The organism is Nonomuraea sp. NPDC049480 (assembly GCF_044465905.1).
Taxonomy (GTDB): Bacteria; Actinomycetota; Actinomycetes; order Streptosporangiales; family Streptosporangiaceae; genus Nonomuraea.
On the sequence record NZ_JBITMD010000020.1, the window covers coordinates 30490 to 46830 of the forward strand.

A 16341-nucleotide genomic window follows, 5' to 3' on the forward strand; every position below is an offset into this window, starting at 1 on the left:
GAGGAGCCTCTTATGCGAGTTCGCGCAGCCAAGAAGGGCAAGAAGACCTCGGCCTTCCCCGGCCGGGAGACGATGCCCGTGCCCAGGCAGATGCCCCGGATGCCGCAGCGTCCGATCGCGCCGCCCCGGCGCATCCCGTCCAAGGGCCGCTGACAACTACCGGGATGGTAGTTCGGAGCGCCGCCTCCCCTGTTACGCCTGGAGGCGGCGCTCCACATCTCACAACCGCTCGATGATGGTGACGTTGGCCTGGCCGCCGCCCTCGCACATCGTCTGCAGCCCGTAACGGCCGCCCGTACGCTCCAGCTCGTGCAGGAGCTTGGTCATCAGGATCGCTCCCGTGCCGCCGAGCGGGTGGCCGAGCGCGATGGCCCCGCCGTTGGGGTTGACCTTGGCGGGGTCGGCGCCGAGCTCCTGCATCCACGCCAGCGGGACGGGGGCGAACGCCTCGTTGATCTCCACGACGTCGATGTCGTCGATCGACATGCCGGCCTTCTTCAGTGCCCGCTGCGTGGCGGGGATCGGCGCGGTCAGCATGTAGACGGGGTCGTCGCCCATGAGCGCGAGCTGGTGGATCCGGGCGCGCGGACGCAGCCCGTGGTCCTTGACGGCCTGCTCGGAGGCGATCAGCACGGCGCCGGAGCCGTCGGAGATCTGCGAGGAGGTGGCGGCGGTGATCTGGCCGCCCTCCTTCAGCGTCTTCAGCCCGGCCATCTTCTCCAGCGTGCTGTCCGGGCGCGGGCCCTCGTCGTCCTCGACGCCGTTGACGGGCTCGATCTGGTCCTTGAAGTGACCGTTCGCGATGGCCTTGGCGGCCCGCTGGTGGGACTCGAGGGCGTACTTCTCCAGCACCTCCCGCGTGTAGCCCCACTTCTCGCACATCAGCTCCGCGCCGCGGAACTGCGAGATCTCCTGCTTGCCGTACCGCTCCACCCACTTGTCGCCGAACGGGAACGGCATGCCCTTCTCCAGGGCGGCCGTGATCGAGGAGCCCATGGGCACAACGCTCATCGACTCGACGCCGGCGGCCACCACCAGGTCCTGCGTGCCGGACAAGATGCCCTGGGCGGCGAAATGGATCGACTGCTGCGAGGAGCCGCACTGCCGGTCGATCGTGACGCCCGCGGTGGTCTCCGGCAGGCCCGCCGACAGCCAGGCGTTGCGCGCGATGTCCATGCTCTGGGGGCCGAACTGCATGACGCACCCCATGATGACGTCCTCGACCGCGACGGGGTCGACGCCGGTGCGGTCGATCAGCGCCTTCAGCGTGTGAGCGGCCAGGTCAGTGGGGTGGACGGTGGAAAGGCCGCCCTTCTTCTTGCCGACCGGGGTGCGGACCGCCCCGACGATGTACGCCTCTGCCACAGTGCCTCCTCGAAACCGAGCATTATTCGGTTACTAGGGGCAGACTACAACAGAACGACGTTCTGCGGCGATCACGGCAGGCCGCGTTCAGCGGTCCGGCCACAGGCGGCGATTTCCGCGCCTACTCCGGCGGCAGAAGGTCCTCCGCCACGTCCACCCGGAACCGCCACCGGTCCACGACCAGGCCGTTCAGCTTGTCGGCCAGCTCCAGGGCCAGCGTCGCCAGCTTGACCCGCTCGTCCCCGCGCAGCTCGATCGCGGTCAGCTCGGTGGCGAAGGGCAGCAGCTCCTGTACGGCCGGCGGCTGGCCCTTCTGCGGCACCAGCACGGCCTTGACGTCGCCCGCGGTGAACGTGAACTCGTCGTCCTCCTGCGGCTCCAGCAGCGGGGCCAGCTCCTCGGCGGTCGGCCGTACCGGGAGGATCACCGCCGGTCCCGTGTTCTCCACGTCTGAGGGATCGCTCACCTCGCCCCGGCAGACCGCGAGCCCCTTGAGCCGGAAGGCGATGCCCTCGGCGAGGTAGCGGTCGAAGAAGTCCAGCGGCAGCGGCCCCTCGGCGGCCACCCGCACCGCCCAGACCTTCTCCAGCTCACCGCCCACCAGGTCGGGCTCCGCCTCCACGGGCGCACAGACCCGGACGTCGGTCGCCACGACGTCGTCGCCGTCCGCCTTGGCGCCCGGATCGGCCAGCTGGACAATGCGCAGCAGCTCGGCCGGACTCGGTTTCGCCGGCAGCGCCGCCGTCGGGCCAGTACGCAGTCTCCGCTTCGCCATCCAGCCCATGCCCGCCTCCGCGCTCGGTCAGCTTTTCAGCTTCGGTAGGAGCTTGTCATCGTCGCGTAGACGATGATGTTGTCGGTGTAGTGCCCGGTACGCCGATCGTAGGTCCCGCCGCAGGTGATCAGGTGGAGCTGGGCGTTCTCCTGCGTCCCGTACACCCGCTGGGTCGGGAACGTCTTCTTGTTCGCCTGCTCCACGCCGCCGACGGTGAAGACCGCCGTGGTCCCGTCCTGGCGCTTGACCTCGATGGTGTCACCGTTCTTGATCTTGAACAAGGGACTGAACACCGCGGGGCGCGTCCTGGTGTCCTTGTGCCCGAGCAGCACGGCGGGACCGGCCTCGCCCGGGGTGGACATGTTCCGGTACCAGCCGGCCAGGTTGGGGTCGTTCGGCGGCGGCACCTCGATCGTGCCGTCCTTGGCCAGGCCGACGGACTTGATCGGCGCGTTGATCCCCAGCCTCTTGACCACGATCCGGATGGGGGTGGACGGCAGCATCGGCGGAGCCGGGGTGATCTGCGGCAGCGGCGGCGGCACGTCAGGGGCGGCCTGGAACAGCGCCTGCTCCGGCTGCCCCGTGGCCTTGCCGTCCGGCTGCGCCTGCACCGTCAGGGCGTCTCTGTTCGAGGCGAGGCCGTACTCGTCCGGGGAGCGCAGCACGATCACCAGACCGGCGACCACGGTCACGACGCCCGCGATGGCCGCCACGAGCAGCACGGTTCTGAGCGCTGTGCTGCCCTTGTCGTCGGGCGGCGTGGGTGCGGGTCCGCCGCTGCCGCCGTACGGGTAGTAGCCGGACACTTCGGTCAGCCCCGGGTGACGTTACGACGACGCATGACGAGCCCGCCCACGGCGGCGGCCACGATCAGCGCGCCGCCGGTGAGGATGAACATCCGCCCATCGGGACCCATCTCCCCACCGGCTCCGGTGTCGGCGCCGGCCTTGGGGGTTCTGGACTTGCGCTCGGTCGGGGTCACAGTGACCGTCGCGGTGGTCGTCTTGGTGTTTCTGGGGGTGCTCGACGTGGGCGGTGTCGTCGTCGGGGTGTTGGTCGCAGTGCTGGTCGCCGTGTTCGAGGCGGTCCCTGTGGCGGTGCTGGTGCCGACGACCAGGTTGGTTGAGGGACCTCCGGAGGCGCCCGGCACGCAGTTATAGGTGACGCCGTTGGCCTGGAGCGAGAACCCACCGCCCTTGAGGGCCACGGTCCCCGATGCGGTGGGCGTGACCACCACCGCCATGGCCGGCACGGACACGGTGGCGCCGGGCGTCACCGTCGCGAGCGCCTGCTGAGTAGCAACGCCGCCAGCGGTGATCGGAGCCGAAGGCACTGGTGACCCGCTCGGGCTCACGGTTCCCGCCGCCGCGATGGTGCTGCCCGCTGTGAGCGTCGCCGTCGCGGTCGCCGTCAGTGCCGGAGTATGCGAGGCCACACCAGTCGGAGGAAGGACGTCCCACGTGACCGTCACCGTGGAGCTGGGCGTGATGGCCCCGGCCGGAGTCCTCAGCTCCATGGCGAACCAGGCGGACGATGATGACGTCCCCCCTTGCGGCCCGCAGCTGTACAGCACATCCACCGGGGCGGCGATGGCTGCCATCACCGGCAGACCACCGAAAATCCCTGCGCCTAGGACGGCCATGGCAGATGTCTTGAGGGCGAGGCGGCGCCGCGCCTTTGACGTCAGCACTTCCATCTCCATTTCAGCGCAGTATCAACAGTCGTGCCAGAATCCCAGCCATTGGTCACAGATTGGTTGAGATCTTACGAACTGTCCCTGTCAACTTCCGGTAAACCGCTGATTGTGCCACACCTACGTCCTCACCCCTTCTTCTTGGACAACGTCGCATACACGATGATGTTGTCCGTGTAGCTGTGCGCCTGCTTGTTGTAGACACCGCCACACGTGATGAGCCTGAGCTGCGAGTCGTTCGTGTTCCCGTACACCCGCGACGTCGGGAACGTGGACTTGCTGACCTGCTCGATCCCGCTCACCGTGAACCGCGTGACCTTCCCGTCCGACCGGTACACGTAAATGTGATCTCCCTTGGCCAGCTCCCGCAGCCGATCGAAGACGGCCGGCCCCTTGCGGGTGCTCACGTGACCGTTGATGATCGCCGGGCCGGCCTCGCCCGGGACCGGCGAGAAGCGGTACCAGCCGGTCCGGTTGGGCCTGCTCAGCGGGGGGACGCCCAGGTTGCCCTTGAGGTCCACGGTGACCGACCCGATCGTGGAGTTGACCTTGATCTTGGGGATCTTGATGCGGGTCGGCTTGGCCTTGGCCTTGGCGACCTTGGTCTTGGGCGCGGGGATCGGGGCGATGGCCGGGAGGGCCGCCAGCGGCGGCGGCGCGTCCAGTCGGGCAGGCGTCAGCGGCGCGTTCTTGCCGCCGGGACCCACCGTGGCCGGCAGGACGAACGCGCCCGCGTTCTCGATCTGAACCGCGGTCGGCTCGTCCTGGCCCGCGGCGAGAGTGCCCGAGCCGTCGTCGACCGGGGGTGCCAGCGACAGCAGGCCCACCATGATCGCGCCGATGCCGCCCAGCGACCCGGCGATCAGCAGCCCCGGCATCGCCTTCTGCATGGGGGTCTTCTGCGTCGGGGTCTCGGCCATCAGTTCACTCCTCCCGCGTGCGCGGCCTTACGCCGCCGCAGCAGCAGTCCGCCGCCCGCACTGCCCATCATCAACATCGCCCCGCCGGCCAACAGCCCGTACGGCGCCTCCTGCGGACCATCGGGCGCCTCACCGCTGTCCACGCCACCCTTGGGGATCTTCGACACCTGAGCCCTGACGTACTTGGTCGCGGTCGGCCCCGTGGTCTTCGGCGTGGCCGTGGTCGTGCCCGTTCCCGACACTCTCGGGACCACGATGACCGGCGGGGGCGCGATGGTAGCCGCGTGGGTCTGGCTGGCCGAGGGGGAGGAACCCGTCGGGTTGCTCGTCGGGTTCGTCGGGTCAGGCGTTGGGGTCGTCGGGGTGCCGGTGGGCGTCCCCGTGTCCGTGGGGCTCGTCCGCTCCCGCACGGTCACCTCGATCGACACCGGCGTGGCAACCGGCTTGCAGAGCGCGCTGTGGTAGCCGGTCGGCGTCTGGGACGTGGCGGTCGACACCTCGAACGCGTCCACCCACACCGGTTTGACCGAGGCGCTCTGGACCTTGATCGTGTGCTCACCGTACGTCAGCTCCGGCGACGTCCACAGCGTGTGGCCGCCGTCGAGATCGTCGTTGACGGGGTCGTCGTTGGCGTCGCGGGAGGGGTCCACCGTGGCCCGCTTGTTGCCGTCGATGTAGATGTCGACCGGGCCCGCGTCCTTGTCGTGCGGCCCGATGTACTCCACGCTGGTGCCGACGAACTTCAGCTCGGCGGAGGCTCCCATCGTGGTGGTCTCGTGCAGGTCATTGTGCACGTGGTGCTCCGAGCTCGGACGGTCGTCCACCGAGTCCCAGCCCCCGCTGTAGACGATCTTCATGTCGCTCGGGTTGTCGGTGTCTTCCCCGTCGTTGATGACCACGCTGTTGTCCGGCGGGGTGAAGTCGAGCTCGATGTTCTTCGGTGTGATCCTGATCTTGCCGGCCTTGTTGGTCAGGCCGGGGTCGTTCAGCATCGGGGGCAGGCCGAGGGGGTCGTCGGGACGGAGCGCGTCCTCCGGGTCGGAGCTGCCCCTGGGCTGGAGGATGCCCACCCAGCTGCTGCGAAGCTCGACGTTCCCGGTGGCGTGCACCTGGCCGCCCGTGCCGAAGTAGCCGGGCGCCTGAAGCCGGCTGCCGTCACCCGTGTAGTTCAGCGACCAGGCGAAGTTGAGCGGGTCACCGACCATGAGGTCCGTGGCGAAGGTGAGGTTGGTGGTCAGCCGCACCGGGCCGTGCCTGACGATGCTGCTGGTTCCGACCGGCGTGCATTCATAGTCGATGACAAGATCGGCCGGCGCCGCCGATGCTGGTACGTTCGGCAACACGACAAGACCTAACGTCGCCGCAGAACCGACCGATGCGGCGATCAACGCGTTGCGCCACCGACTCACGGGAGACTCCGATCACCCACAAATAGACCGAGGGTAGATCCTAGAGTCGAAAACACCCGCAACACATACCGAATCCCGCATCTTCCAGCACTTGTGATGAACCCGTGTCCACAGGCAATAGCAGAATCGTATTCTGGCGTGCATCACACCTGCTTGGAGGCGACCGATGCAGCGAGACCTCTTCGACGAGGAGCACCTTCTCTTCAGGGACACCGTGCGCGAATTCATGGCCCGCGAGGTCGTTCCGCACCACGCGCAGTGGGAGAAGGACGGCGTCGTCCCGCGCGAGGCTTGGAAGAAGGCCGGAGAACTGGGCATGTTCGGGTTCTCGGTCCCCGAGGAGTACGGCGGCGCCGGCATCACGGACTTCCGGTACAACACGGTGATCGTCGAGGAGATCATGAGGCACGGCGCGACCGGGCTCGGGTTCTCGCTGCACAACGACGTCATGGCGCCGTACGTCGTCGATCTGACCGACGACGAGCAGAAGCAGCGGTGGCTGCCCGGCTTCGTCAGCGGCGAGCTGATCACCGCGATCGCGATGAGCGAGCCGGGCGCCGGGAGTGACCTCCAGGGGATCAGGACCACGGCCGTCCGCCAGGGCGATCATTACGTGGTCAACGGGCAGAAGACGTTCATCACCAACGGCATCAACGCCGACCTGGTGGTCGTGGTGGCCAAGACGGACCCGGAGGCGGGCGCCAGGGGCACGACGCTGGTCGTCGTGGAGCGGGGCATGGAGGGGTTCAGCCGCGGGCGCAACCTCGACAAGGTCGGCATGAAGGCCCAGGACACGGCCGAGCTGTTCTTCGAGAACGTCCGCGTTCCCGTCGCCAACCGCCTCGGCCCGGCCGACGGCGAGGGCTTCTTCCAGCTCATGAACAACCTGCCGCAGGAGCGCCTGTCGATCGCGGTGGCGGCGGTGGCCGCGGCGGAGGCCGTGCTGGAGCAGACCATCGAGTACTGCAAGACCCGCCAGGCCTTCGGCCGCAACATCGGTTCCTTCCAGAACACCCGGTTCGTCCTGGCCGAGCTGGCCACCGAGACGGAGATCGCCCGCCACTACGTCGACAAGTGCATCCTGGCGCTCAACGCCAGACAGCTGACCGTGGTGGACGCGGCCAAGGCCAAGTGGTGGACGACCGAGCTGCAGACCAAGGTCATCGACCGCTGCCTCCAGCTCCACGGCGGGTACGGCTACATGACGGAGTACCCGGTCGCCAAGGCGTGGCTGGACAGTCGCGTCCAGACGATCTACGGCGGCACCACCGAGATCATGAAGGAGATCATCGGCCGGTCATTCGGGTTCTGACCCATGCCGCGCGGGAAGCCGCCGGACGTCGCATACTGGACAGCATGGACGGCGGCCTGATCCTCCTGGTCTTCCTGGCGCTGCTCGTCGCCTGGGGGCTCAACCGCGTGCGCCGAGCGTTCCGCCTGGGGCCCGTGGGCTATGCCGGCGTGATGATCGTGTTCATCATCGCCATGTTGCTCGTCTGGGGCCAGACCAAGCTCTAACGGATCGCCTCGACGAAGCGGGTGAGCAGCCGGGCGAACTCCGCTCGCTCGGCCGCCGACCAACCCTCCGTCGCCGCCGCGAACGTCTCCCGTCTCGCCCGGTGGGCCTGCTCCAGTGCCGCCCGCCCGGCGTCGGTCAGCACGAGACAGGACCTGCGCCCGTCACCCTGGTCAGCCTCCCGCCTGACCACGCCCGCCGCCACGGCCGCCGTGACCAGCCTGCTCGCCCGCGGCTGGTCCACGCTCAAGGCCTCCGCGACCGCGGTCACGGTGACGGGCTCGCGCGCGCCCTCGATCACGTCGAGCACGTCGAATTCGGGCCCGGCACCCTGGGTCTTCGCGAGCACGCGCCGGCTCTGCCTGCGCCTGATGGCGACCATCGCCCGCTCGATCGCCGCAATTTCCTTGTCTTTATACATATAGTTGCTATTGTACATGCATGGAGAAGCAGATCGGCTACTGGCTGAAGAATCTGGACACGCTGCTGGAAGCCAGCATGGACGAAGCGCTGCAGATGTCCCGGCGTGAGTGGCAGGTGCTCAACACCACCGCGCACGGCGCCCGGCCGGACGAGCTGGAACCGTTCGACGGGGTGAACGAGGCCGTGGAGCGGCTCACCGCCCGGGGATGGCTGGCCGACAGCCGGATCACCGAGGCGGGCCGGGCCGCGCACACGGAGATCGCCGAGCGGGTGGCCCGCTTCAGGCGGCGGGTGAGCGAGGGCGTGACCCCGGAGGAGTATCAGGCGACCGTCGACGTCCTCCGCCGCATGGCCGCCAACCTGGAGCACTCCGCGGCTTAGGCTGCTCGGTGGCCCCCGTCCTCCAGCACTACGCGCCCTCCAGAATGACGCGGGCCACGAGCTCAGGGTCGTCGCTCATCGGCACGTGCCCGCAGCCCTTCAGCAGCTTGACCCGCTGACCCGACCAACGGGCAGCACGCACCGCCTGGCGGCGCGGCAGCAGCCGGTCGTGCTCGCCCCAGGCGATCGTGATCGGCGCCTTGGGCGGCGCGGGCGGCATCACCCCGGAGAACGCCTCCAGCGTCTCGTCGAAGCCGCTCGACGCGGCCAGCGCCTGGGTGGCCGCGACCAGCGCGGCCGGCTCCAGCCTGGACGGGTGGGCGACCAGCAGCCCTGCGGACACGGCCCGCAGGAACGGGTTTTCCGCCACGCGGACGGCCTGATCGGGCGGCAGCGAGCGGGCCGTGGCCCGCAGCGCGCGCAGCACGCTCTGGCAGTAGAGCAGCTCGGAGCGGGACCAGAAGCCGGCGGGCGACAGCGCGGTGGCCGTTCGTACGACACCGCGCGCGGCCAGCTCCAGCGCGAGGTAACCGCCGAGCGAGTTGCCCACCACGTCCGGCTCACGGATGCCGAGCAGCGCGCAGAACGACTCGACCGCGTCGGCCAGCGACTCGGCGGTGTACGGGATGGGGTCGGGCAACCCTGGTGACACCCCAAAGCCGGGCAGGTCCACCGCGATCACCGTACGTGAGACGGCCAGGCGGTCCATCACCGGCAACCAGGCCTGCCAGTGGTGGCCGATGCCGTGGATGAGAATCAGCGGCGGGCCGGTGCCCCGTCGTTCGAAGGCCAGCTCCATGGCGCCAGTAGACCACTCACCTGCCGCGCGTGGGAATCTCGAACCAGACGGCTTTGCCTTCCCTGGTGGGTCGCGAGCCCCAGCGTCTGGCCAACTGGTCGACGAGGTAGAGGCCGCGCCCGCCCTCGTCGTTCTCCCCCGCGCTGCGGATGCGGGGCAGGCGCAGGTCCTGGTCGAACACCTCGACCCAGACCGCCTCGTCGCCCCTGCGCAGCCTCAGCGTGAACTCCTTGTCGCCGACCACCTCGTCCTCGAAGCCCGGCATGTCCCAGGACTCCTCGAACGGAAGCGGCGGCCCCTCCACGACCAGATCCCTGCGCGGCACGCCGGCGGCGGCGGCGTGCAGCACCACGTTGGTGACGACCTCGGAGACCAGCAGGCAGGCCAGCTCGGCGCGCTCCTCGGGCACGTTCCAGCCGGCGAACGCCTCCGACGCCATGCGGCGCGCCTCGCCGACCATGATCGGCTGGGCGGGGAAGGTGCGCTCCTCGACGTCGAGGTCCACGTCGCTGGAGCGGACGACCAGGATCGCCATGTCGTCGTCGATCTCGCCTGGCACCGCGACCGTGGCGACGTCGGCGATGCGCTCGACGTCGGCGTCCGACATCTTGGCGAGCTTGTCACAGAGCACGCCGAGCGTCTCGGCGTCGGTCGGCATCCGGCCGTCGCGCCCCGGCCTGCGGTCGACCAGGCCGTCGGTGTAGAGGAGCAGCGCCGCGCCCGGCGGGAGGGTGCGGGTCTCCTCCTTGTAGACCAAGTCGGCGTGCATGCCCTTGGCGCGTACGCCGAGCGGCTGGCCGACCTCCTCGATGTCCAGCTCGACGCACTGGCCGTCGACCAGCAGCAGCGGCGGCGCGTGGCCGGCGTTGGCGAAGGACAGCTGACGGGACCAGGCGTCGTAGACCAGGTATTGGCAGGTCACGATGGGCGGGATGCTCACGTCGGTCCCGGCGTCGTCCTGCTCGGGGGTGGCGATGATGCGGGTCCACTCGTCGAGCCTGGCCAGGATGTCGGCGGGCGACTTGTCGTCCTGCGCGAAGGCCCGCAGCGCGGCCCTGAGCTGGCCCATGATGGCCGCGGCCTTGGCGCCCCTGCCCTCGACGTCACCGATCACGATGCCGACGCGGCCGGCGGACAGCGGGATCACGTCGTACCAGTCGCCGCCGACCTGGGTCTGGATGCCCTGCCCGTGAGAGGCCAGCGGGGCCGCCGGGTAGTAGCGCACCGCGATCTGCAGGCCGTCGAGCTGCGGCAGCGCCCGGGGCAGCAGGTATTTCTGGAACGACTCCGCCGTGTGCCGTTCCTCCTCGAACAGCAGCGCGTTGTCGATCGCGAGGGCGACCCGGGTGGCGATGGCGCCCACGAAGTCACGGTCGAAGGCGTCGTAGTGGGGGCTGCGGCGGTCGGTGAGGTTGGACAGGCTGAGGTACATCAGGCCGAGCGTCTCACCGCGCACCAGCAGGGGGGCGACGATGGCCGAGGTCATGCCGATCTCGCCGCACAGCCGCGCGCTGCTCTCATGGGTCGTCGGGTAGCTGCTGGTGGAGAAGTCCTCGACGAGGATGGTCTCCTGACGGCGCAGTGCCGTGTCCGCGTAGTGGCCGGAGGGGTAGCGGATCTCCGCGCCCACCGGCTTCCATGTGCCCGACGGCGGCGTCCACCCCTGCACGTGTTGTGAGACCCGGCGGACGAGCCGGTCGCCCTCCATGAGCTCGATGAAGCAGTGGTCGGCGAACTGCGGGACGAGCATCTCGGCGACGCGCTTGAGCGTCTCCTCGACGTAGAGGGAGCCGGCCAGCCGCTCGCCGATGCGCTCGAGGAGCCCGAACCGGTCCTTTTCCCGCTCGTTGCTGCGCAGCGCCTCGCGGGCCATGATGACGATGCCCGTCACCGCGCCCGACGGGTGACGCAGCGGCACGGCCTGGGCGCGGACGTAGATGATGGTGCCGTCGCCGCGCTTGACGTCGAACGTGCCCTCCCACACGCCGCCCTTGAGCACGTGCTTGGCCAGCTCGATCGCCAGCGGGTGGTCCTTCTCCATGATCCCGAGGGAGAGGACCGACGTTTCCCTGGTCGGGGTCCTGCCCGCGTGGCCGAAGAGCTTTTCGGCGAAAGGGTTGGAGTAGAGGAGGTTGCTGAAACGGTCGGTGACGACCACCGCCATCTCAGCGTGGTCCAGCACGGATCCGGCCGCAAGGTGATCAGCCGCATCCTGTGACAGATCCCCCCATCGCTTCATCCGGAGACCACTCCTCGGGGTGGCGAGCACGCAAACAAGACCACGGGCGCTCCTGCAACAGTCTTGGCCAGGGGAGAGTGGAGGGCCTCCCAGGAGGGATTCAACCGTGCCGCTACGCGCGCGTCAGCGCTTGGAGACAAAAACGTGCGCGGCAACATCGCGCGGAAGCTCCGCGGGAGTGTCGTTCGCGTCACCGTCACCTGTCACCCGCACACCGTCGTCGCTCGCCGCGAGCGTGACCTCGCGTCCGGGTTGTATCCCAACTTGCTTGAGTTTAAGCATCACAGCGGGATCACTTTGCACTTGTTCGCTAATTCGCCGGACGACGACGGGTATACCTCTCGGTCCTGCGAGGTCGCACATCGAGGTCAACGCGTCGGCCCCGGATTCGGCGGGCTCCTTGGCGCCCAGCTCGGCGAGCCCGGGGATCGGGTTGCCGTGCGGGCACACCGTGGGGTTGTCGAGCAGCGTCACCAGCCGCGCCTCGACCGACTCCGACATGACGTGCTCCCAACGGCACGCCTCGATGTGCACCTCTTCCCAGGGGAGCCCGATCACCTGTGTCAGCAGGCACTCGGCGAGCCGGTGCTTGCGCATCACACGGGTGGCGAGCTGGCGGCCGAGCTCGGTCATGGACAGGTGCCGGTCACCCTCGACGCGGACGAGGCCGTCGCGCTCCATGCGCGCGACGGTCTGGCTCACCGTGGGGCCACTCTGCTGCAGGCGCTCGGCGATCCGAGCGCGAAGGGGGACGATGCCCTCCTCCTCTAGCTCGTAAATCGTCCGGAGATACATCTCCGTCGTGTCGATCAGGCCGTGTGCGGTCAAGACAGTCCTCCCAACTGAATGTTACGCCGGTCGTAGTGGGGACTGAGCACGTCCGCCTCGGGCACATTGGTCAACAGGAACCCTATTGGGAGAACGACCGACAATGGCTAAGGACGGCAACACCAGTGCGGCCGACTTCCTTCCCGACCGGCTGGACCTGGATGCGTTGCGGAGCGCGGCGGCCTGCTGCGAAGGCTGCGGTCTCTACAGGAACGCCACGCAGACGGTCTTCGGCGAGGGCCCGCGGCAGGCGAGGTTCATGTTGGTGGGCGAGCAGCCCGGGGACCAGGAGGACCGCCAGGGGCATCCGTTCGTCGGGCCCGCGGGCCGTGTGCTGGACAAAGGGCTGGCGGAGGCGGGGATCGCGCGCGACGACGTCTATGTGACGAACGCGGTCAAGCACTTCTCCTTCACGCTCAGGGGCAAGCGGCGGATCCACCAGAAGCCGACGGCCGCCGAGATCGAGGCGTGCCATCCGTGGCTGGACGCCGAGCTGGCCGTGGTGGCGCCGCGGGTGGTCGTGGTGCTGGGCGCGACGGCCGCTCGGGCGCTGCTGGGACGGGAGTTCCGGGTGACGCGGAGCCGGGGCGAGCCGGTGCCGCTCGGCGACGCCCTCGCCGTGGCCACCATCCACCCGTCGGCCGTGCTGCGCGCGCCGGACAGGGACGCGGCCTACGCGGGCTTCCTCGCCGACCTCCAGGCGGCGGCCCGAGCGGCTTAGCCGGCCTTCAGCCGGCGTCTCGGACCGCTCAGCCGGGCTCGGCCTTGGCCACGGCGCCCGCCCGGTAGTTCCTGAAGCCGGCCACGGACAGCCCCACGACGAGCACCGTGACGGCGCACGCCAGGCCGCCGCCGACCCACGCGCCGGTCAGCCCGAACGCCGTCGCGGTCGCCCCGGCCCGCAGGTCGCCCAGGCGCGGCCCGCCGGCCACGACCACCATGAACGCCCCCTGCATCCGCCCGCGCATCTCGTCGGGGGCGTACAGCTGCAGGATGGACTGCCGCCACACCGACGAGATCACGTCCGCCGTCCCGCCGACCGCCATGAACGCCACCACCAGCCACAACTGTTCCGAGAGCCCGGCGGCGGCCACGGCCAGGCCCCACACGGCGATGACCACGACCAGCGCCACCCCTTGGCGCCTGACCCGCCCGACCCATCCGGAGAACAGCGCGCCGGCGACGGCGCCGATGGCCATGGCCGCGCTCATCCAGCCGAGCGCGATCACCGAGCCGCCGAACCTGCCGGCGGTCGCCTCGGGGAAGAGCGCGCGCGGCATGGCGAACACCATCGCGATGATGTCCACGACGAACGACATCAGCAGCACGGGGCTCCTGACGATGAAGCTGAGCCCCTCGAAGACGGCCCGTGCACCCGGGCGCCGCACCACGCCCAGCGGGGGCAGTGAGGGGAGTCTGAGGGCCGCGTAGAGGCTGCCGGTGAAGAGCACGGCGTCCACCGCGTACGCGACCGCCAGCCCGCCGGAGTTCAGCAGCACCCCCGCGACCATCGGCCCGGCCACCGAGCCGATGCTGTAGACCAGCGAGTTGAGCGCGTTCGCGGCGGGCACCAGCTCCGGCTCCAGGATCCGAGGGATGATCGCGCCCCTGGTCGGCCCGGTGATCGCGAACCCGGTGGCGTTCAGCGCGACCGCGGCGAAGATCACATAGATGTTGCGCAGGTCGAGCAGCGCCTGCGCGAGGATGAGCAAGGTCGCCGCCCAGGCCACCACCGAGCCTGCGATCAGCAGCCGCCGCCGGTCCACGGCGTCGGCGACCGCCCCTCCCCACAGCCCGAAGACGATCAGCGGGATCAGGTTGGCCAGGCCGAGCAGGCCCACCCAGAACGAGGATTGTGTGAGGTCGAAGACCTGCTTCCCGACCGCGACGACGGTCACGCCGACGCCCACGTGCGTGACGGCCTGGCCGAGCCAGATCCGCCGGTACGCGGGCACGCCGAGCGGCCGGGTGTCTACGAAATGACGTTTGAGCAGCTCCCCGATTGCCACTCAATGCACATTAAGGTGCAAGTCTCTCCAAGGCCCAGCCGGGTCGGGTCCGCCGGTAGCGGAGCCGGTCGTGCATCCGATCGAGCTGTCCCTGCCAGAACTCCATCTCCACCGGCGTCACCCGGTAGCCGCCCCAGAAGTCGGGCACCGGCGGGTCGTCCGGCCAGCGGTCGGCCAGTTCCTGGTAGCGGGCGTCCAGCTCCTCCCTGGAGCGCACGACCGCCGACTGGCGCGAGGCCCACGCGCCGATGCGCGAGCCGTAGGGGCGGGAGTTGAAATACTCCGCCGACTCCTCGTGGGAGATCTTGGCGACGGTGCCCTCGATGCGGACCTGGCGGCGGATGGGATGCCAGGGGAACAGCAGCGAGGCCCGGGGGTTCTCGGCCAGGTCGCGGCCCTTGCGCGACTCGTAGTTGGTGTAGAAGACGAATCCGCGTTCGTCATAGCCCTTCAGCAGGACCGTCCTGGCGCTCGGGCGGCCGCCTGCGGAGGCGGTGGCCAGGATCATGGCGTTGGGTTCGGGCAGGCCGGCGTCGAGCGCGTCCTGGAACCAGGCGGTGAATTGCGCGATGGGGTCGGACGCGAGGTCTGATTCGAGCAGCGGCTCGCCCTCGTACGTACGGCGAAGCCCCGCCAGTACGGGCGGGCGCGGGGTGGCATCCACGAGACGGTATTCTTGCGCGCTCGTGCGACGGGTCTCATCCACCCCTCCCCACCAGCGGGTTTGGCCTTACGGCGGGTCCCGAGACCGACCATGAGCTGGGAGGGGGTTAAATTGACCCGCCGGTATCTCGACATCAAGGCATTGCATTGCCGGAACATGGCAGAAAGGGAGGCGGCCGAGTATGTCCGACTTCAAACCCGGGCTCGAAGGCGTCGTAGCTTTCGAGACCGAGATCGCGGAACCGGACAAAGAAGGGGGCGCCCTTCGATACCGGGGCGTCGACATCGAAGAGCTGGTCGGCCGTGTCCCGTTCGGGGCCGTCTGGGGCCTGCTGGTCGACAACACGTTCCAGCCGGGCCTGCCCCCGGCGGAGCCGTACCCCATTCCTGTCCACTCCGGTGACATCCGCGTAGACGTACAGAGCGCGCTGGCCATGCTGGCTCCGGCCTACGGATTCAAGCCGCTGCTCGACATCAGTGACGAAGAGGCCCGCGACCAGCTCGCGCGTTCCTCGGTGATGGCTCTGTCGTTCGTGGCGCAGTCCGCGCGCGGGCTCGGCCTGCCGATGGTGCCGCAGAGCCGGGTCGACGAGGCCAAGACCATCGTCGAGCGTTTCATGATCCGCTGGCGCGGTGAGCCCGACCCCAAGCACGTCAAGGCCATCGACGCTTACTGGACCTCCGCTGCCGAGCACGGGATGAACGCCTCCACGTTCACCGCGCGCGTCATCGCCTCCACCGGGGCCGACGTGGCGGCCGCGCTCTCCGGCGCCGTGGGCGCCATGTCGGGTCCGCTGCACGGCGGCGCCCCGGCCCGGGTGCTGCACATGATCGAGGGCGTGGAGCACCTGGGCGACGCCAAGAAGTACGTCCAGAGCGAGCTCGACAAGGGCAACAGGCTCATGGGCTTCGGCCACCGCGTCTACCGCGCCGAGGACCCGCGCGCCCGCGTGCTGCGCCGCACCGCCAAGGAGCTCGACGCGCCCCGGTACGAGGTCGCGGCCGCGCTGGAGCAGGCCGCACTGGAGGAGCTGCACGCGCGCAAGCCCGACCGGGTGCTGGCCACCAACGTGGAGTACTGGGCGGCCGTGGTGCTGGACTTCGCCGAGGTGCCCTCCCACATGTTCACCTCGATGTTCACCTGCGCCCGCACGGCCGGCTGGGCCGCGCACATCCTGGAGCAGAAGCGCACGGGCAGGCTGGTCCGCCCCAGCGCGAACTACGTGGGCCCCGCCTCGCGCCCGCTCACCGAGGTGCCCGGCGCCGACGAGGTGGTCGGCAAGTACTGATCGATTCGTGTCACGGCTACCGCGCGGCTCGC

18 protein-coding genes are annotated in these 16341 nt (G+C 69.4%); 6 read left to right on the top strand and 12 right to left on the bottom strand.

Annotated elements, in window-relative coordinates; translation table 11 throughout:
- Window positions 1–12 precede the first annotated feature (12 nt).
- On the top strand, window positions 13–153 hold the full coding sequence (locus ACIBX3_RS41985) for a hypothetical protein (protein WP_397126172.1): 141 nt from the start codon (window positions 13–15) through the stop codon (window positions 151–153).
- A gap of 66 nt (window positions 154–219) precedes the next feature.
- Here ACIBX3_RS41985 and ACIBX3_RS41990 read toward each other — a convergent pair whose 3' ends face one another.
- The 6 genes from ACIBX3_RS41990 to ACIBX3_RS42015 form a co-directional block, all read right to left on the bottom strand.
- On the bottom strand, window positions 220–1365 hold the full coding sequence (locus tag ACIBX3_RS41990; protein ID WP_397126173.1) for an acetyl-CoA C-acetyltransferase: 1146 nt from the start codon (window positions 1363–1365) through the stop codon (window positions 220–222).
- 121 nt (window positions 1366–1486) lie between these two features.
- Window positions 1487–2140 (bottom strand): hypothetical protein, encoded by a 654-nt coding sequence (locus ACIBX3_RS41995; RefSeq protein WP_397126174.1) that lies wholly within the window; start codon window positions 2138–2140, stop codon window positions 1487–1489.
- 35 nt (window positions 2141–2175) lie between these two features.
- Entirely contained in the window at window positions 2176–2946 is a 771-nt protein-coding gene (locus ACIBX3_RS42000) for a class F sortase (RefSeq protein ID WP_397126175.1), read from the bottom strand.
- A 5-nt stretch (window positions 2947–2951) separates the two neighbouring features.
- Window positions 2952–3836 (bottom strand): hypothetical protein, encoded by an 885-nt coding sequence (locus tag ACIBX3_RS42005; protein ID WP_397126176.1) that lies wholly within the window; start codon window positions 3834–3836, stop codon window positions 2952–2954.
- A 125-nt stretch (window positions 3837–3961) separates the two neighbouring features.
- On the bottom strand, window positions 3962–4753 hold the full coding sequence (locus ACIBX3_RS42010; protein WP_397126178.1) for a class F sortase: 792 nt from the start codon (window positions 4751–4753) through the stop codon (window positions 3962–3964).
- Entirely contained in the window at window positions 4753–6096 is a 1344-nt protein-coding gene (locus tag ACIBX3_RS42015) for a hypothetical protein (RefSeq protein WP_397126179.1), read from the bottom strand. The genes ACIBX3_RS42010 and ACIBX3_RS42015 overlap by 1 nt, the downstream gene beginning before the upstream one ends.
- A gap of 232 nt (window positions 6097–6328) precedes the next feature.
- Between ACIBX3_RS42015 and ACIBX3_RS42020 the strand changes: the two genes are divergently transcribed.
- Both ACIBX3_RS42020 and ACIBX3_RS42025 read left to right on the top strand, forming a co-directional pair.
- Window positions 6329–7474: an acyl-CoA dehydrogenase family protein gene (locus ACIBX3_RS42020; protein ID WP_397126180.1), complete on the top strand. Its 1146-nt coding sequence runs from the start codon at window positions 6329–6331 to the stop codon at window positions 7472–7474.
- 44 nt (window positions 7475–7518) lie between these two features.
- Window positions 7519–7680 (top strand): hypothetical protein, encoded by a 162-nt coding sequence (locus ACIBX3_RS42025; protein WP_397126181.1) that lies wholly within the window; start codon window positions 7519–7521, stop codon window positions 7678–7680.
- Here the strand turns inward: ACIBX3_RS42025 and ACIBX3_RS42030 are convergent.
- Window positions 7677–8099, bottom strand: coding sequence for a MarR family winged helix-turn-helix transcriptional regulator (locus ACIBX3_RS42030; RefSeq protein WP_397126182.1), 423 nt, complete (start codon window positions 8097–8099; stop codon window positions 7677–7679). The two genes, ACIBX3_RS42025 and ACIBX3_RS42030, sit on opposite strands and share 4 nt — an antisense overlap.
- A gap of 20 nt (window positions 8100–8119) precedes the next feature.
- On the opposite strand from ACIBX3_RS42030, the gene ACIBX3_RS42035 reads away from it, so the two are divergent.
- On the top strand, window positions 8120–8482 hold the full coding sequence (locus ACIBX3_RS42035) for a MarR family transcriptional regulator (protein ID WP_397126183.1): 363 nt from the start codon (window positions 8120–8122) through the stop codon (window positions 8480–8482).
- Window positions 8483–8510: 28 nt separating this feature from the next.
- Here the strand turns inward: ACIBX3_RS42035 and ACIBX3_RS42040 are convergent, their stop codons facing one another.
- The 3 genes from ACIBX3_RS42040 to ACIBX3_RS42050 all read right to left on the bottom strand — a co-directional run bounded on the left by ACIBX3_RS42040 (window position 8511) and on the right by ACIBX3_RS42050 (window position 12348).
- Window positions 8511–9281 (bottom strand): alpha/beta fold hydrolase, encoded by a 771-nt coding sequence (locus ACIBX3_RS42040; protein WP_397126184.1) that lies wholly within the window; start codon window positions 9279–9281, stop codon window positions 8511–8513.
- A 16-nt stretch (window positions 9282–9297) separates the two neighbouring features.
- Window positions 9298–11520 carry a SpoIIE family protein phosphatase gene (locus tag ACIBX3_RS42045; protein ID WP_397126185.1) on the bottom strand — a complete coding sequence of 741 codons (2223 nt, stop codon included), beginning with the start codon at window positions 11518–11520 and terminating at the stop codon, window positions 9298–9300.
- 123 nt (window positions 11521–11643) lie between these two features.
- Entirely contained in the window at window positions 11644–12348 is a 705-nt protein-coding gene (locus ACIBX3_RS42050) for a metal-dependent transcriptional regulator (RefSeq protein ID WP_397126186.1), read from the bottom strand.
- Between the two features lie 103 nt (window positions 12349–12451).
- Between ACIBX3_RS42050 and ACIBX3_RS42055 the strand changes: the two genes are divergently transcribed.
- On the top strand, window positions 12452–13069 hold the full coding sequence (locus tag ACIBX3_RS42055) for a UdgX family uracil-DNA binding protein (protein WP_397126187.1): 618 nt from the start codon (window positions 12452–12454) through the stop codon (window positions 13067–13069).
- A gap of 28 nt (window positions 13070–13097) precedes the next feature.
- Here ACIBX3_RS42055 and ACIBX3_RS42060 read toward each other — a convergent pair whose 3' ends face one another.
- On the bottom strand, window positions 13098–14357 hold the full coding sequence (locus ACIBX3_RS42060) for an MFS transporter (RefSeq protein ID WP_397126188.1): 1260 nt from the start codon (window positions 14355–14357) through the stop codon (window positions 13098–13100).
- Between the two features lie 10 nt (window positions 14358–14367).
- Complete coding sequence (pdxH, locus tag ACIBX3_RS42065) at window positions 14368–15021, bottom strand: pyridoxamine 5'-phosphate oxidase (protein WP_397126189.1); 654 nt, start codon at window positions 15019–15021, stop codon at window positions 14368–14370.
- Window positions 15022–15202: 181 nt separating this feature from the next.
- Between pdxH and ACIBX3_RS42070 the strand changes: the two genes are divergently transcribed.
- A complete protein-coding gene (locus tag ACIBX3_RS42070) occupies window positions 15203–16309 on the top strand; it encodes a citrate synthase 2 (RefSeq protein WP_397126190.1) in 1107 nt (368 codons plus the stop codon).
- The last annotated feature ends 32 nt before the right edge of the window (window positions 16310–16341 follow it).

Bases quoted from the DNA above. Each gene is read 5' to 3' on its own strand.
- ACIBX3_RS42020 (WP_397126180.1), top strand. From the start codon at position 6,329: ATGCAGCGAGACCTCTTCGACGAGGAGCACCTTCTCTTCAGGGACACC.
- ACIBX3_RS42010 (WP_397126178.1), bottom strand. From the start codon at position 4,753: ATGGCCGAGACCCCGACGCAGAAGACCCCCATGCAGAAGGCGATGCCG.
- ACIBX3_RS42045 (WP_397126185.1), bottom strand. From the start codon at position 11,520: ATGAAGCGATGGGGGGATCTGTCACAGGATGCGGCTGATCACCTTGCG.
- ACIBX3_RS42005 (WP_397126176.1), bottom strand. From the start codon at position 3,836: ATGGAAGTGCTGACGTCAAAGGCGCGGCGCCGCCTCGCCCTCAAGACA.
- ACIBX3_RS41985 (WP_397126172.1), top strand. From the start codon at position 13: ATGCGAGTTCGCGCAGCCAAGAAGGGCAAGAAGACCTCGGCCTTCCCC.
- ACIBX3_RS42040 (WP_397126184.1), bottom strand. From the start codon at position 9,281: ATGGAGCTGGCCTTCGAACGACGGGGCACCGGCCCGCCGCTGATTCTC.
- ACIBX3_RS42035 (WP_397126183.1), top strand. From the start codon at position 8,120: ATGGAGAAGCAGATCGGCTACTGGCTGAAGAATCTGGACACGCTGCTG.
- ACIBX3_RS42055 (WP_397126187.1), top strand. From the start codon at position 12,452: ATGGCTAAGGACGGCAACACCAGTGCGGCCGACTTCCTTCCCGACCGG.
- ACIBX3_RS41995 (WP_397126174.1), bottom strand. From the start codon at position 2,140: ATGGCGAAGCGGAGACTGCGTACTGGCCCGACGGCGGCGCTGCCGGCG.
- ACIBX3_RS42070 (WP_397126190.1), top strand. From the start codon at position 15,203: ATGTCCGACTTCAAACCCGGGCTCGAAGGCGTCGTAGCTTTCGAGACC.
- ACIBX3_RS42025 (WP_397126181.1), top strand. From the start codon at position 7,519: ATGGACGGCGGCCTGATCCTCCTGGTCTTCCTGGCGCTGCTCGTCGCC.
- ACIBX3_RS42030 (WP_397126182.1), bottom strand. From the start codon at position 8,099: ATGTATAAAGACAAGGAAATTGCGGCGATCGAGCGGGCGATGGTCGCC.